Below are 14,908 nucleotides of genomic sequence, written 5' to 3' on the forward strand. Positions count from 1 at the left end.
CAGGCCACGTTGGCGTCCACCAGCATCGCGGTGCCGAACAGGGCCAACGCGGGCAGCAGCATCGGCGCCAGGCGGGTAAAGGCATCGCGCCAGCCCAGGCTCTCGGCGTCCCGCGGGGGCGACTTCCACTGCAGCTTCAGGCCGGTCAGGCCGCCGATCACGAACATGGTGTGGGCTAGCATGCGCACCGGCGCCTGCAGGGCCGACAGGCAGAGCTCGACCACCGAGCTGCGCAGCAGCTGACCGGTGCCGCCGAACTGCGCCTGTTCCTTGCGCAGCAGCACGCCCACCACGCCCAACAGGCGGGGCAGCAGCAGCAGCGTCAGCGTCAGGCCCCATAGCGCCAGCGCGGCACTGCCGCCCGCGGCGCCCAGCAGGCCGGGCATGTCGCCCTGCACGGCTTCGGGTTGGGTGGCGGCGCGCCACACACCGGCGGCTACGAAGGCCAGCCACACCGGCGCGGTGACGTACGACAGCGCACCAGTGAAGAACATCGCGCGGTGCACCGGCTGCCAGCCGGGTTCGGCGATCAGGCGGAAGTTCTGCAGGTTGCCCTGGCACCAGCGGCGGTCGCGGCCCAGCTCGTCCAGCAGGTTGGTGGGCTGCTGCTCGAAGCTGCCTTCCAGGTTGGGGGCCAGCCACACCTCGTAGCCGGCACGGCGCATCAGCGCGGCTTCCACGAAGTCGTGCGACAGGATTTCGCCCGACAGGCCGCCACGGCCTTCCAGCGGCGCCAGCGCGCAGTGCTTCATGAAGGGTTCAACGCGCAGGATGGCGTTGTGGCCCCAGTAATGCGATTCGCCCAGCTGCCAGTACGCCAGCCCCAGCGCAAACAGCCGGCCGGTGACGGCCGAAGCAAATTGCTGGGTGCGGGCGTGCAGCGTGCTGTGGCCCTGGGTGCGCGGCAGCGTCTGCAGGATGCCGGTCTTGGGGTGCGCTTCCATCATGCGCACCATCTGCACCAGCGTCTCGCCGGTCATGGTGGAGTCGGCGTCCAGCACCACCATGTAGCGGTAGTTGCGGCCCCAGCGGCGGCAGAAGTCGGCCACGTTGCCAGCCTTGCGCTTGGTGCGGCGCTTGCGCCAGCGGTAGAAGATGCGGCCTTCGCCGGCCAGCGGCTCGCCGTCGTCGCCCAGCGTGCGGCGCAGCTGCTTCCAGGCTTCCACTTCCGCGGCCTGGATGGCCGGGTCGCTGCTGTCCGACAGCACGTAGACGTCGAACAGCTTCAGCGCGCCGGTGGCCGACAGCGATTCGCAGGTCTGGCGCAGGCCGCTGAACACCGTGTCGATGTCCTCGTTGCAGATGGGCATGATCAGCGCGGTGCGCGCCGAAGGATCGAGCGGCATGCGCGCGTCGGGCAGCGTCAGCGCATGCTTGTCGCCGAACAGCGCCACCTTGAAGCCCATCAGCGCGGTGATGAAGCCGGCCGACAGCCAGCCGAACAGCAGCGCGAAAAGGCCGGTCTGCAGGATCTCGACCGCGGTCATCTCACCGTCGGTCGACGGCAGCAGCCACACGGCCGTGCCGCTGATCAGCAGCACCGCCCACAAAAAGATGCTGCGGCGGCGGTCCGCGGCCTGGCGCCAGGCGCTGTCGCGGTCCTTCGGGAACTTGGGCACCCCGGGCATCAGCGCCAACGCCAGACCGCGTAGCACGCCAAACCAGGGGCGCGGCGGCATCGAGCCGCGGCGCAGCGGGGGCGCGGAGGCCGCGCGATGCTGTGTATCGGTATCAGCCATGGTGGTGTTCTGCGTTTTTCAGTGGTATTGCGGGGTGCGGTGCGAGTCTGGCCGCTGGGCTGCGCCGGATCTGTAGGACCGCACCGCCAAAAGGCGTGGGAGCTGCAACGCGCCAGACGACAGGCGTCGTGGACAGGCGGTTGCAGACGGCGGTGGAAGTTGCAAGCGGATGCATGGCGTCAGGGCTTGTCCGGGCGAAAGCCGGGCCGGTGAAGGACGCCAAACATGTGCGGAGCGTTGTTGCTGTTTTGCAACAGAAAGAGGGCGCTGAACCGTGCGCGGCGCACCGCGGCGCGCGCAGCCACCAGGGGCCGCAGCAGCGGAGTCAGCGGTGCTGAGAGGGCGGTTGTCCGAGGGAAGCGTCTGTGCTTTGGCATGGATGACGACACTGTGTCCTGTTCGGGCAGGCGGTGCTGCTCCATAGCGTATCCAACAATGTCGCAGTGCAACAATCGTTGTGCACAACTGGCCGCCCGGGGCGGCACCGTCATCGATGAGAGCGCTACAGATCTGGGCCGGCCCGAAGGCCCGCCAGCACCTGCGTGAACAGGGCCTGCGACCGGCCGACGTGCGGGTGGTTCCCGCCGCCGCGGGCGGGCCCAAGGGCCTGGCCCTGAACCCGCTCGACCGTTACCTCTTCGGACACTGGCTGCCACAGTCCGGCCAGCCGGTGCACCTGCTGGGCGCCTCCATCGGCGCGTGGCGCATGGCCAGCGCCTGCCTGAACGACCCCGACGCAGCGCTGGCCCGCCTGGCCGAGGACTACATCACCCAGCACTACGAGCACCGCCCCGGCAAGCCGCCGCTGCCCGGCCATGTGAGCCAGGCCTTCAGCGACAAGCTGGCCGAGCATTTCCAGGGCCGCGAGCAGGAAATCCTGACCCACCCCCGGCTGCGCCTGCATGTGTTCACCAGCCGTGGCCACCATGCGCTGCTGCGGCGCGAAGGCCGGCTGCGCACCCCGCTGGGCTACCTGGGCGCCTTTGCCAGCAATGCCGTCAACCGCCGCTGGATGGGCGGCTGGCTTGAGCGGGTGGTGTTCCATGACCCGCGAGACGCGTTGCCGCTGCCGCTGGCCGACTACCGCACCCATGCCGTGCCGCTGACGCCGGACAACCTGCGGCCCAGCGTGCTGGCCAGCTGCTCCATCCCGTTCTGGCTGAAGGCGGTGTGCGACATCCCCGGCGCGCCGCCCGGCGCCTACTGGGACGGCGGCATCACCGACTACCACCTGCACCTGGACTACGCCGCCATGGACGAGGGCCTGGTGCTGTACCCGCATTTCCAGTCCCACCTGGTGCCCGGCTGGCTGGACAAGGCGCTGCGCCACCGCCACCGTGCCAGCGCGCGGCTGGACAACGTGGTGCTGTTGGCGCCCAACCCCGACTGGGCGCGCCAGCAAATGCCCGGCGGCAAGCTGCCCGACCGCAGCGACTTCCAGCGCTTCCTCGATGACGAGCCCGCCCGCATCGCGCTGTGGCGCCGCGGCCTGGCGCAGGCGCAACGCCTGGCCGACGACTTCGCGGAGCTGGCCGCCCGACCGTCGATCGAGGCGCTGCCGCTCGCCTAGCAACAAAGCTCGTTTGTAGGACGACGCCGCGTTCTTCATCCGCGTGAATCCACGCGCCGGTGCGGCGCGTACAGGCCCCTCAGACGACGCGGGCAGCCCATGCCGCCGCCACGCCGTCCTGCCAGTCGGGGTCGGCCTGCCATGCCCCGGCTGCTTCAACGAGGAGCCGAGGAAGACCATGAAGAACCGCACCCATCTGCAGGCGCTGCGCCTGTTGCCCATTGCCGCTGCCTGCGCGGGCGGCCTGCTGCTGGCGCCTGCCGCCTTCGCGTCCAGCCACCGCGAGGCGCCGTCCATCACCGGCACGCCCAAGGTGGACGCCGCCGACTTCTACATGTTCAGCAGCTACGAGGCCAACCGCACCGGCTACGTGACGCTGATCGCCGACTACCTGCCGCTGCAGGACCCGTACGGCGGGCCCAACTACTTCTCGATGGATCCGAACGCGCTGTACGAGATCCACATCGACAACAACGGCGACGCGAAGGAAGACATCACCTTCGCCTTCCGCTTCCAGAACACGCTCAAGGGCATCAGCCTGCCGGTGGGCGGCAAGAACGTGGCCATTCCGCTGATCCAGGCCGGCGCCGTGGCCGACCCCAAGGCCGCCACGCTCAACCTCAACGAAACCTTCTCGCTCGACGTGGTGCGCGGCGACCGCCGCACCGGCAGCCGTGCCGCGGTGACCAATGCCAGCGGCGGCGGCACCAGCTTCGACAAGCCGGTGGACAACATCGGCAGCAAGACCATCGCCGACTACCCGGCCTATGCGGCCAAGCACGTCTACACCGTCAACGTGCCGGGCTGCGCGCAGCCGGCGCGGGTGTTCGTGGGCCAGCGCAAGGATCCGTTCGCCGTCAACCTGGGCACCATCTTCGACCTGGTGAATGCACCGGTGGCGGTGATCACCGACCCGGCCAACATCAATGCCGGCAAGGATTCGCTGGCGGACAAGAACGTCACCTCGCTGGCACTCGAAGTGCACAAGAGCTGCCTGACCGCCGGCAACGAAACCGTGATCGGCGGCTGGACCACCGCCAGCCTGCGCCAGGGCTCGTTGCTCAACCCGGCGCCGGGCAAGGGCCACGGCGTGGCTGCGAAAACGGGCGGCGCCTGGACGCAGGTCTCGCGCCTGGGCATGCCGCTGGTCAACGAGGTCGTGATCGGCCTGCCCGACAAGGACCGCTTCAACGCCAGCAAGCCGAAGGACGACGCCCAGTTCGCCGACTACGTGACCAACCCCACGCTGCCGCCGCTGCTGGAAACCGTGCTGGCCCTGCCCGGCACTGCGCCGAAGAACCTGCCGCGCACCGACCTCGTCACCACCTTCCTGACCGGCATCGCGGGTGTGAACCAGCCGGCCAACGTGGTGCCCTCGGAAATGCTGCGGCTGAACACCGCCACCCCGCCCACGCCCGAGGCGCAGCAGAACCGCCTGGGCCTGGCCGGTGGCGATCCGGCGGGCTTCCCGAACGGCCGCCGTCTGCATGACGACGTGGTCGACGTCTCGCTGGTGGCGGTGATGGGCGGCCTGTGCATGCTCAACGGCGACACCAACGCGCTGAAGCTGGGTGCCGACTGCAAGCCGGCCAACGTGCCGCTGGGCGCCACCTCGCTGAAGCTGCACGACGCGGTGGACCAGGCGCGGGTGACGCTGCTGCCCAGCTTCCCGTATGCCAACACGCCGCTGCCGGGCAACCGCTGAAAGGGTCTGCCATGAAGCAACGAACCCTTTGGATGGCCGCGCTGGCGGCCGGCACGCTGGCCCTGGCCGGCTGCTTCGGTGGCTCGGACGACCATGACGACGGCGGCACCGCCAACGGCCCGCTGGATGCGGTGCCGGCCACCGCCAGCGCCGACACCGGTGGCTTCATCGCCTACCTGAAGTCGCTGGTGGCCTTGCAGGCGGAAGACCGTGAGCCGGTAGGCATCGACGCGGTGACGCCGCCGCAAAGCGACACCACCGAGCCCGAGGCGGTGAGCTGATGGACGGCGGCAGCCCCGCGGCACGGCGCGCGGGTCGGGCCGGCTGCGGCGGCCGCGTCGGGCCGCTGGGCCCGCTGCACCGCCGCGGCATGGTGGCCGGGGCGCCGACCTTCTGGCGGCGCCCGGTCGCTGCTGCGCTGCTGCTGGCGGCGCTGGCCGCACAGGCCGTGCCGCTGGTGCCGGCCAGCGACGACGAGCGCATCGAGTCGCTGCCGGCGCGGCGCGCGCCGCCGGTGGTGGCCGTGCCGGGGCAGGGCACCACCCCCGATCCCGCCGCCGCGGTGCGCGAGGCCGGCGAGCTGCTGGCCCAGGCGCATGCCGATGGCGACCCGCGCTTTGCCGGCCGCGCACTGGCCCGCCTGCAGCCCTGGGCTGATGACCCGCGCGCCCCGGCGCCGCTGGTGCTGATGCTGGCCCAGGTGGAGCAGTACATCCATCGCTTCGACGCCGCCGAGGCGCGCCTGAAGGCGCTGCTGGCCCGCGACACCCGCCAGCCCCAGGCCTGGCTGACGCTGGCCACGCTGCAGCGCCTGCGGGGCCGGTATGCCGAGTCCGATGCGTCCTGTGCCGCGCTCGGGCGCCTGAACCTGGCGGCGCTGCATGCCCAGGCCTGCAGCGCCGAAAACCGCGCCCTGCGTGGCGACGTGGAAGGCGCCCGCCGCCAGTTCGGCGTGCTGCTGGCGCAGGCGCCCGACGCCGGCACGCGGGCCTGGCTGCTCACCTCGGTGGGCGAGCTGGAACAGCGCGCCGGCCGCAACGCCGCCGCCGAGCAGGCCTTGCGCAGCGCTTGGAAGCTCGACCCGCAAGACCGTTATGCGCCGCTGGCGCTGGCCGACCTGCTGATCGACCAGCAGCGGGGCGCCGATGCCTTGAAAGTGCTGGACACCCAGCCGCGCAGCGACCCGGTGCTGCTGCGCCGGGTGGCGTCGCAGCAATTCATCGCCGCTGCTCAGCCGCAGCGCGGCCACGCACCCGCACCCGGCCTGAGCACCGACCAGGCCGAGCTGCGCGAGCGCTTCGCCCAGGCCGCCCAGCGCCCCGGCGCCTTCGACGGCCATGCGCGCGAACAGGCGCTGTACGCCTGGTGGGTGGAAGGCGACCTGCCCGCCGCCGTGCGCCATGCCCAGGCCAACCTGGCCACCCAGCGTGAACCCTTCGACCTGCTGCTGCTGGCCCGCGTGGCGGCGGCGGCGGGCGACCGCGCGGCGCTGGCCCAGGCCGCCCAAGTGCAGAAAGCGATGGACCTCCATGACCAACGGCTCGACCGCCTGCTCGCCCAGCCCTGAGCGCCGCGCCTTGGCGGCTCAGCGCCGCGCCAGGCCGGCGTGGCGCCACGCGCTGGTGGCCGCGGGCCTGTGCGCCTGGGCCGCTACCGCCGCCGCCCACAAGTCCAGCGACGCCTACCTGGTGCTGCAGCCCACCGAAGGCGGCACCCAGCTGCGCTGGGACATCGCGCTGCGCGACCTGGACGCCGCGCTGCCCACGCTGGACGCCGACAACGATCGCCAGCTCACCTGGCGCGAAGTGCGCCAGGCCTGGCCGGCCATCGATGCCTATGCGCTGCCACGGCTGCAGGTGGCCGGCTGTCAGTGGCAGCTGCAGGGCCATGCGCTGGAGCGGCGCAGCGACGGCGCCTATGCGGTGCTGCAGGCCACGGCCCCTTGCCAGGTCACGGCCACCACGCCGATGGTCTACCGCCTGCTGGCTGAGGTGGACCCCACCCACCGCGGCATCGCCAAGCTGGTGGCGGCCGACGGCAGCGCCACGCCGCGCCTGCTGGACCCCACCGCCCCTGAAGCAGCGGCCGGGCAGGGCTCCGATGCCGCTGCCGACGCGCCGCCCACCGAGCATGGCGCCTTCATCGCCGAAGGCGTGCACCACATCGTCACCGGCTACGACCACCTGCTGTTCCTGCTGTGCCTCATCCTGCCGGCGGTGCTGCGGCGCACGCCGGGCCAGCCACCGGGCTGGGCGCCGGTGGCGAACTGGCGCCAGGCCGCGCTGCCGGTGGCGGGCGTGGTCACGCTGTTCACGCTGGCGCACTCCATCACCCTGGCGCTGGCGGCGCTCAAGCTGGTCAGCCTGCCATCCTGGTTCATCGAGCCGGCGATTGCGGTCACCATCGGCATCGCCGCCATCGACAACCTGCGGCCGATCTTCGGCCACCGGCGCGGCCTGATCACCTTCCTCTTCGGCCTGATCCACGGCTTCGGCTTTGCCGGCGTGCTGGGCGAGCTGCAGCTGCCGCCGGCGCAGTTCGGCTGGGCGCTGCTGCAGTTCAATCTGGGGCTGGAGCTGGGCCAGCTGGCCATCATCGCAGCGGTGGTGCCGCTGCTGTATGCGCTGCGCCGGGCGGCGCTGTACGTGCCGGCGGTGCTGCGCGGTGGCTCGGCGGCGGCCTTCGGCATGGCCGCCTGGTGGCTGGTCCAGCGCACGGCGCTCTCGTAACCTACAATCGCTGTATATCCTTGCACACCACAAGAGCGAGAAAGGCATGACGGTTATGACACCGCGAACTAGGAGCTGGGCCCCCCCAGGCTAGCCGCCGCGCTGTCACGTCCATCCTTGTCTGCACCGCCGGTGCACGCACACTGAACGAATCGAGCGCGGCTTGTCCCGCGCTTTTTTCATTTCCGGAGCATTTTTCATGATCGCCATCCAACTGCCCGACGGCTCGAAACGTGAGTTTCCCGGCCCGGTTTCCGTGGCCGAGGTCGCCCAGTCCATCGGCCCGGGTCTGGCCAAGGTCACCGTCGCGGGCAAGGTGGACGGCCGCCTGGTTGATGCCAGCGACCGCATCGACCACGACGCCAAGCTGCAGATCATCACGCCTAAGGACGAAGAGGGCCTGGAGATCATCCGCCACTCTTGCGCGCACCTGGTGGGCCATGCGGTCAAGCAGCTGTACCCGACGGCCCAGATGGTGATCGGCCCGGTGATCGAAGAGGGCTTTTACTACGACATCTCGTACGAACGCCCCTTCACGCCCGAGGACATGGCCGCCATCGAGGAGCGCATGCGCGAGCTGATCGCCAAGGACTACGACGTCATCAAGAAGATGACGCCGCGCGCCGAGGTGATCGACGTCTTCAAGTCGCGCGGCGAGGAATACAAGCTGCGCCTGATCGACGACATGCCCGACGAGACGGCGATGGGCCTGTACTACCACGAGGAATACGTGGACATGTGCCGCGGCCCGCACGTGCCCAACACGCGCTTTCTCAAGAACTTCAAGCTTACGCGGCTGTCGGGCGCTTACTGGCGCGGCGACGCCAAGAACGAGCAGCTGCAGCGCATCTACGGCACCGCCTGGGCCGACAAGAAGCAGCTGGACGACTACATCAAGCGCATCGAAGAAGCCGAAAAGCGCGACCACCGCAAGCTGGGCCGCGAGCTGGACCTGTTCCACCTGGACGAGCATTCGCCCGGCACGGTGTTCTGGCATCCCAAGGGCTGGACGCTGTGGCAGCAGGTGGAGCAGTACATGCGCGCCGTCTACCGCGACAACGGCTACCAGGAAGTCAAGGGCCCGCAGATCCTGGACAAGACGCTCTGGGAAAAGACGGGGCACTGGGACAAGTACCGCGACAACATGTTCACGACCGAGAGCGAGAAGCGGGACTACGCGCTCAAGCCGATGAACTGCCCGGGCCACATCCTGATCTACAAGCAGGGCATCAAGAGCTACCGCGACCTGCCGCTGCGCTACGGCGAATTCGGCCAGTGCCACCGCAACGAGCCCACCGGCGGCCTGCACGGCATCATGCGGGTGCGCGGCTTCACGCAGGACGACGGCCACATCTTCTGCACCGAGGACATGATCCTGGAAGAGTGCGTGGCCTACACCACGCTGCTGCAGAAGGTGTATGCCGACTTCGGCTTCACCGACATCATCTACAAGGTGGCCACGCGGCCCGACGCCCGCATCGGCTCCGACGCCATCTGGGACAAGGCCGAGTTCGCGCTGATGGAAAGCCTGCGCCGCTCCGGCGTCGATTTCCGCATCGCCCCGGGCGATGGCGCCTTCTACGGCCCCAAGATCGAATACACGCTGAAGGACGCGCTGGGCCGCCAGTGGCAGTGCGGCACCATGCAGGTCGATTTTTCGATGCCCGAGCGCCTGGGCGCCGAGTTCGTGGCCGAATCGGGCGAGCGCCGCACGCCGGTCATGCTGCACCGCGCCATCGTCGGCAGCCTCGAGCGTTTCATCGGCATCCTGATCGAGCAGCACGCCGGCGCGATGCCCGTCTGGCTGGCGCCGACCCAGGTCTCGGTGCTCAATATCACGGACGGACAGGCCGAGTACGCGGCCGATATTGCGAAAACGCTGCAAAAACAAGGGGTTAGAACTTCTGTCGATTTGCGCAACGAGAAGATCACCTATAAAATCCGTGAGCATTCCATGCAGAAGGTTCCGTTCATCCTCGTCGTTGGCGACAAGGAGAAGGCAAGCGGGGCCGTTGCTGTGCGTGCACGGGGCAACCAGGATCTCGGCGTGATGCCGCTCGACAACTTCGTTCAGAAGCTCGCGGCGGACATCGCATCCAAGGTCTGAGCTGCCACCGGCTGCGCACCGTCATCACTGTCGAGCCGTTGCTTGCCTTGGGCTCGTTTGAAGGTCTGAACCATCGCTACTTTCCTTGACCGTCGCACTCCGAATGCGGAGCGCAAGCACCGGCTGAACCGCGAGATCATGGCGCCCGAAGTGCGCCTGAACGGGGTGAACAACGAGCCGCTGGGCATCGTGAGCATCCAGGAAGCCTTGCGGATGTCGGGCGAGCTGGACGTCGATCTGGTCGAGATCGCCGCCACCGCCGATCCCCCGGTGTGCCGCTTGATGGACTACGGCAAGTTCAAGTACCAAGAGCAGAAAAAAGCCGCCGAAGCCAAGAGCAAGCAGAAGGTCATCGAGATCAAGGAAGTCAAGTTCCGTCCGGGCACGGACGAAGGCGACTACGCGATCAAGATGCGCAACCTGCGCCGCTTCATCGCGGAAGACGGCGACAAGGGCAAGGTCACGCTGCGCTACCGCGGCCGCGAGATCACCCACCAGGAAATCGGCATGCGGCTGCTGGAGCGCATCCGTGACGAGCTGGCCGATGTGGCCGTCGTCGAGAACATGCCCAAGCTGGAAGGCCGGCAGATGATCATGGTGCTGGCGCCCAAGCGCAAGTAACCAACAAGGTTCGGTCCCGCGGTCTGGTCACCGCGGGATTTGAAGAGAAGCCGCTGACAGGCCAACAAGCACCGCAAGCCCATTGCGGTCGCCTGCAGGGGTCACTAAGAAGGAGCAGTCATGCCCAAGATGAAGACCAAGAAGAGCGCGGCCAAGCGGTTCCGCGTTCGCCCGGGTGGCACCGTCAAGCGTGGTCAGGCGTTCAAGCGCCACATCCTGACGAAGAAGTCGACCAAGAACAAGCGTCACCTGCGTGGCGCCGTCAACGTGCACGAGACCAATATGGGCCACATGGCTCAGATGTTGCCGTTCGCGGGTCTCTGATTTCTAAGGAAGGACAACAACCATGCCTCGCGTCAAACGTGGTGTAACCGCACGCGCCCGTCACAAGAAGATCCTGGCCCTGGCCAAGGGTTTCCGCGGCCGTCGCAAGAACGTCTTCCGCATCGCCAAGCAGGCGGTGATGAAGGCCGGGCAATATGCCTACCGCGACCGTCGTACCCGCAAGCGCGTGTTCCGTCAGCTCTGGATCGCCCGTATCAACGCGGCCAGCCGTGAGCTCGGCGTGACCTACAGCAAGTTCATGGCCGGCCTGAAGAAGGCCAACATCGGCATCGACCGCAAGGTCCTGGCCGATCTCGCCGTCAACGACCCCGCTGCTTTTGGCAGCATCGTCGACAAGGTGAAGGCCCAGCTCGCTTGATCCGGCGCGCGCCGTTCGCGCGGCGCGCTCCCAAGCTTCAAGGCCGTCACCTTGGTGGCGGCCTTTTTCATTTCCGAATCACGATGAACGATCTCGACTCCCTGGTGCAGGCGGCGCAAGAGCAGTTCGCGCAGGCCGCGACGCCCGCCGACCTGGAGAACGCCAAGGCCCGCTTTCTCGGCAAGGCCGGCCGTGTGACCGAGCTGCTGAAGTCGCTGGCGCAGCTGCCGCCCGACGAGAAGAAGGCCCGCGGGGCCGAGATCAATGCCACCAAGCAGCGCATCGAAGCCGCGCTGACCGACCGCCGCCAGGCCCTGGCCGATGCCGAACTGCAGGCGCAGCTCAAGGCCGAGTCGCTGGACGTGACGCTGCCCGGCCGCGGCCGCGGCACCGGCGGGCTGCATCCGGTCTCGCGCACGCTGGAGCGCATCGAGGCCATCTTCGGCTCGATGGGCTTCGACGTGGCCGACGGCCCCGAGATCGAGAACGACTGGTTCAACTTCACCGCGCTGAACACGCCGGCCGACCACCCGGCGCGCTCGATGCACGACACCTTCTACGTGGATGCCCAGGGCGCCAGCGGCGGCTACCTGCTGCGCACGCACACCAGCCCGATGCAGGTGCGCTATGCGATGCAGCATGTGAAGGCGCACGAGGGCAAGGCCAGCATGCCCGAGATCCGCGTGATCGCGCCCGGCCGCACCTACCGCGTGGACAGCGATGCCACCCACTCGCCCATGTTCCACCAGTGCGAAGGCCTGTGGATCGGCGAGAACGTCAGCTTCAAGGACCTGAAGTCGGTGTTCACCGATTTCTTCCGCACCTTCTTCGAGACCGACGACCTGACGCTGCGCTTCCGGCCCAGCTTCTTCCCGTTCACCGAGCCCTCGGCCGAGGTGGATATCGCCTTCGCCTCCGGCCCGCTGAAGGGCCGCTGGCTGGAAGTGGCCGGCTCGGGCCAGGTGCACCCGAACGTGGTGCGCAACTTCGGGCTCGACCCCGAGCGCTACATCGGCTTTGCCTTCGGCATGGGCCCCGACCGCCTGACCATGCTGCGCTACGGCGTCAACGACCTGCGGCTGTTCTTCGACGGCGACCTGCGCTTCCTGAGCCAGTTCCAGTAAGCCCGCCCGCCCCAGAACGCCGAGAAGAGAAGAGTCATGCAATTCCCTGAATCCTGGTTGCGCGAGTTCTGCAACCCGCCGCTGTCCACCGAGCAACTGGCCGACACGCTGACCATGGCCGGCCTGGAAGTGGAAGAAATGCGCCCGGTGGCGCCGCCGTTCTCGCGCATCGTGGTCGGCCGCATCCTGGAAGCGGTGCAGCACCCGAACGCCGACCGCCTGCGCGTGTGCAGCGTCGATGCCGGCGAGCATTCCAAGGACGGCCCGCTGCAGATCGTCTGCGGCGCGCCCAATGCACGCGCCGGCATCAAGGTGCCGCTGGCGCTGGTGGGTGCCGCGCTGCCGCCGGGCGACGACGGCAAGCCCTTCGAGATCAAGGTGGGCAAGCTGCGCGGCGTCGAGAGCTTCGGCATGCTGTGCTCGGCCCGCGAGCTGAAGCTGTCCGAAGACCACGGCGGCCTGCTGGAGCTGGACGACGACGCGCCGGTGGGCGTGGACGTGCGCGAGGTGCTCAAGCTCGACGACACGTTGTTCACCCTCAAGCTCACGCCCAATCTGGCGCATTGCCTGAGCGTCTACGGCATCGCCCGCGAACTGTCGGCGCTGACGGGCGCGCCGCTGCTGCAGCCTGCGTTCACCCCGGTGGCGCCGGTGCATGCCGACACGCTGCCGGTGACGGTGGAGGCGCCCGACCTGTGCGGCCGCTTCTCCGGTCGCATCGTGCGCAAGGTCAACACCAAGGCCAGGACGCCGGCCTGGATGGTCGAGCGCCTGGCGCGCTGCGGCCAGCGCTCGGTCAGCCCGCTGGTGGACATCTCGAACTACGTGATGTTCGAGTACGGCCGGCCGTCGCACATCTTCGACCTCGACAAGATCCACGGTGGCCTGGTGGTGCGCTGGGGCCGCGAGGGTGAAACGCTCAAGCTGCTCAACGGCAACACCATCACGCTGGATGCGCAGGTGGGCGTGATCGCCGATGCGCAGGCGGTGGAATCGCTGGCCGGCATCATGGGCGGCGACGCCACGGCCGTCAGCGACGACACGCAGAACGTCTACGTCGAAGCCGCCTTCTGGTGGCCGCAGGCGGTGGCGGGGCGGTCTCGCCGCTTCAACTTCTCCACCGATGCCGGTCATCGCTTCGAGCGGGGCGTGGACCCGGCGCAGACGGTGGCGCACATCGAGCACATCACCCGTTTGATCCTCGACATTTGCGGCGGCGAGCCCGGCCCGATCGACGACCAGCAGCCGCGCCTGCCCGAGCGCCCGCCGGTGGCGCTGCGCGTGGCCCGCGCGGCCAAGGTCATCGGCATGCCGGTGACGCAGGTGCAATGCGCCGACGTGCTGCGCCGGTTGGGGCTGCCTTTCACCGAGGCCGATGGCGTGCTGACGGTGACGCCGCCCAGCCACCGCTTCGACCTGCAGATCGAAGAAGACCTGATCGAGGAAGTGATCAAGGTGCTGGGTTACACCCAGCTGCCCGACACGCCGCCGCTGGCACCCGTGACCGCCCGCGTGCGGCCCGAGGCACAGCGCGGCGGCCATGCGCTGCGGCGCGCGGTGGCGGGCCTGGGCTACCAGGAAACCATCAACTTCAGCTTCGTCGAAGCGCGCTGGGAGCGCGAGCTGGCCGGCAACGCCGACCCGATCCAGGTGCTGAACCCGATCGCCTCGCCGCTGTCGGTGATGCGCTCCAGCCTGATCGGCAGCCTGGTGGCGGTGCTGCAGTACAACCTGGCCCGCCGCGCGCAGCGGGTGCGCATCTTCGAGCTGGGCCGGGTGTTCCGGCGCGATGCCGCGGTGACCGACAGCCTGACCACGGTGGCCGGCGTGTCGCAGCCGCTGCGGCTGTCGGGCCTGGCCTACGGCCCGGCGCAGCCGCTGCAATGGGGCGCGGCCGAGCGTGCGGTCGACTTCTTCGACGTCAAGGCCGATGTGGAGGCGCTGCTGGCGCCGCGCCGCGCCACCTTCGTGGCGGCCGAGCATCCGGCGCTGCACCCGGGCCGCAGCGCCCGCATCGAGCTCGATGGCCAGCCCATCGGCTGGATCGGCGAGCTGCACCCGAAGTGGCGCCAGGGCTATGACCTGCCGCAGGCGCCGGTGCTGTTTGAACTGGACGCCGACGTGCTGAAGGCGCAGGTGGTGCCGGCCTACCAGCCGATCGCCCGCCAGCAATCGGTGTGGCGCGATCTGGCGCTGGTGGTCAAGGACGGTGTGCCGCACGATGCGCTGATCGCCGCCATCACCGACGACCAGTCGGGCCTGGTGCGCCATGCGCAGCTGTTCGACATCTACAAGCCGAAGGCGCCCACCGCCGACATCGCCGCCGACGAGCGCAGCATGGCCGTGCGTGTGGAGCTGCTGGACGACCAGGCCACCTTGACCGACGAACGTGTCGATGGCGTGGTGAGCGGCATCGTCGAGCGCCTGGGGCAGCGGCTGCAGGCCCGGCTGCGTGGCTGATGGAGGAGAAACCTGCGATGGACCGAGTGATCCTGCCGACACTGGAAACGCCGACGCTGACCAAGGCGGAGCTGGCCGATCTGCTGTTCGAGCGGCTGGGCCTGAACAAGCGCGAGTCCAAGGACATGGTCGAAGCCTTCTTCGACATCA

At 68.9% G+C, this 14,908-nt stretch carries 12 protein-coding genes and 1 pseudogene; 12 read left to right on the forward strand and 1 reads right to left on the reverse strand.

Annotation, left to right across the window (positions count from 1 at the left end; genetic code table 11):
• Positions 1–1,739 (reverse strand): glucans biosynthesis glucosyltransferase MdoH (gene mdoH, locus ABNT58_RS20080; protein ID WP_348755192.1); only part of this gene is annotated, 1,739 nt, incomplete at its 3' end.
• Positions 1,740–2,232: 493 nt separating this feature from the next.
• Here mdoH and ABNT58_RS20085 point away from each other — a divergent pair.
• From ABNT58_RS20085 to ABNT58_RS20140, 12 genes and pseudogenes are all read left to right on the forward strand, one after another.
• Entirely contained in the window at positions 2,233–3,309 is a 1,077-nt protein-coding gene (locus tag ABNT58_RS20085; RefSeq protein WP_348755193.1) for a phospholipase, read from the forward strand.
• Between the two features lie 178 nt (positions 3,310–3,487).
• A complete protein-coding gene (locus ABNT58_RS20090) occupies positions 3,488–5,014 on the forward strand; it encodes a DUF4331 domain-containing protein (protein WP_348755194.1) in 1,527 nt (508 codons plus the stop codon).
• Positions 5,015–5,025: 11 nt separating this feature from the next.
• Positions 5,026–5,295, forward strand: a complete 270-nt coding sequence (locus tag ABNT58_RS20095) for a hypothetical protein (RefSeq protein WP_348755195.1) — start codon at positions 5,026–5,028, stop codon at positions 5,293–5,295.
• Positions 5,295–6,581 carry a tetratricopeptide repeat protein gene (locus ABNT58_RS20100; RefSeq protein ID WP_348755196.1) on the forward strand — a complete coding sequence of 429 codons (1,287 nt, stop codon included), beginning with the start codon at positions 5,295–5,297 and terminating at the stop codon, positions 6,579–6,581. The genes ABNT58_RS20095 and ABNT58_RS20100 overlap by 1 nt, the downstream gene beginning before the upstream one ends.
• Entirely contained in the window at positions 6,544–7,743 is a 1,200-nt protein-coding gene (locus ABNT58_RS20105) for a HupE/UreJ family protein (protein WP_348755197.1), read from the forward strand. The genes ABNT58_RS20100 and ABNT58_RS20105 overlap by 38 nt, the downstream gene beginning before the upstream one ends.
• Positions 7,744–7,942: 199 nt before the next feature.
• On the forward strand, positions 7,943–9,850 hold the full coding sequence (thrS, locus tag ABNT58_RS20110; protein WP_348755198.1) for a threonine--tRNA ligase: 1,908 nt from the start codon (positions 7,943–7,945) through the stop codon (positions 9,848–9,850).
• A gap of 72 nt (positions 9,851–9,922) precedes the next feature.
• Positions 9,923–10,471 (forward strand): translation initiation factor IF-3, encoded by a 549-nt coding sequence (gene infC / locus ABNT58_RS20115; protein WP_250200065.1) that lies wholly within the window; start codon positions 9,923–9,925, stop codon positions 10,469–10,471.
• A 120-nt stretch (positions 10,472–10,591) separates the two neighbouring features.
• Positions 10,592–10,795, forward strand: coding sequence for a 50S ribosomal protein L35 (gene rpmI / locus ABNT58_RS20120; RefSeq protein ID WP_046112289.1), 204 nt, complete (start codon positions 10,592–10,594; stop codon positions 10,793–10,795).
• A gap of 22 nt (positions 10,796–10,817) precedes the next feature.
• A complete protein-coding gene (rplT, locus tag ABNT58_RS20125) occupies positions 10,818–11,174 on the forward strand; it encodes a 50S ribosomal protein L20 (RefSeq protein ID WP_046112288.1) in 357 nt (118 codons plus the stop codon).
• An 83-nt stretch (positions 11,175–11,257) separates the two neighbouring features.
• A complete protein-coding gene (gene pheS, locus ABNT58_RS20130) occupies positions 11,258–12,298 on the forward strand; it encodes a phenylalanine--tRNA ligase subunit alpha (RefSeq protein WP_348755199.1) in 1,041 nt (346 codons plus the stop codon).
• A gap of 36 nt (positions 12,299–12,334) precedes the next feature.
• Positions 12,335–14,758 (forward strand): phenylalanine--tRNA ligase subunit beta, encoded by a 2,424-nt coding sequence (gene pheT / locus ABNT58_RS20135; protein ID WP_348755200.1) that lies wholly within the window; start codon positions 12,335–12,337, stop codon positions 14,756–14,758.
• Positions 14,759–14,775: 17 nt separating this feature from the next.
• Positions 14,776–14,908, forward strand: a pseudogene (locus ABNT58_RS20140) (integration host factor subunit alpha); the annotation flags it as partial.

The organism is uncultured Aquincola sp. (genome assembly GCF_964001545.1).
In the GTDB taxonomy this organism is placed as follows: Bacteria; Pseudomonadota; Gammaproteobacteria; order Burkholderiales; family Burkholderiaceae_C; genus Aquincola.

Bases quoted from the DNA above. Each gene is read 5' to 3' on its own strand.
- rplT (WP_046112288.1), top strand. From the start codon at position 10,818: ATGCCTCGCGTCAAACGTGGTGTAACCGCACGCGCCCGTCACAAGAAG.
- ABNT58_RS20100 (WP_348755196.1), top strand. From the start codon at position 5,295: ATGGACGGCGGCAGCCCCGCGGCACGGCGCGCGGGTCGGGCCGGCTGC.
- thrS (WP_348755198.1), top strand. From the start codon at position 7,943: ATGATCGCCATCCAACTGCCCGACGGCTCGAAACGTGAGTTTCCCGGC.
- ABNT58_RS20090 (WP_348755194.1), top strand. From the start codon at position 3,488: ATGAAGAACCGCACCCATCTGCAGGCGCTGCGCCTGTTGCCCATTGCC.
- rpmI (WP_046112289.1), top strand. From the start codon at position 10,592: ATGCCCAAGATGAAGACCAAGAAGAGCGCGGCCAAGCGGTTCCGCGTT.
- pheS (WP_348755199.1), top strand. From the start codon at position 11,258: ATGAACGATCTCGACTCCCTGGTGCAGGCGGCGCAAGAGCAGTTCGCG.
- ABNT58_RS20095 (WP_348755195.1), top strand. From the start codon at position 5,026: ATGAAGCAACGAACCCTTTGGATGGCCGCGCTGGCGGCCGGCACGCTG.
- pheT (WP_348755200.1), top strand. From the start codon at position 12,335: ATGCAATTCCCTGAATCCTGGTTGCGCGAGTTCTGCAACCCGCCGCTG.
- ABNT58_RS20105 (WP_348755197.1), top strand. From the start codon at position 6,544: ATGACCAACGGCTCGACCGCCTGCTCGCCCAGCCCTGAGCGCCGCGCC.
- ABNT58_RS20085 (WP_348755193.1), top strand. From the start codon at position 2,233: ATGAGAGCGCTACAGATCTGGGCCGGCCCGAAGGCCCGCCAGCACCTG.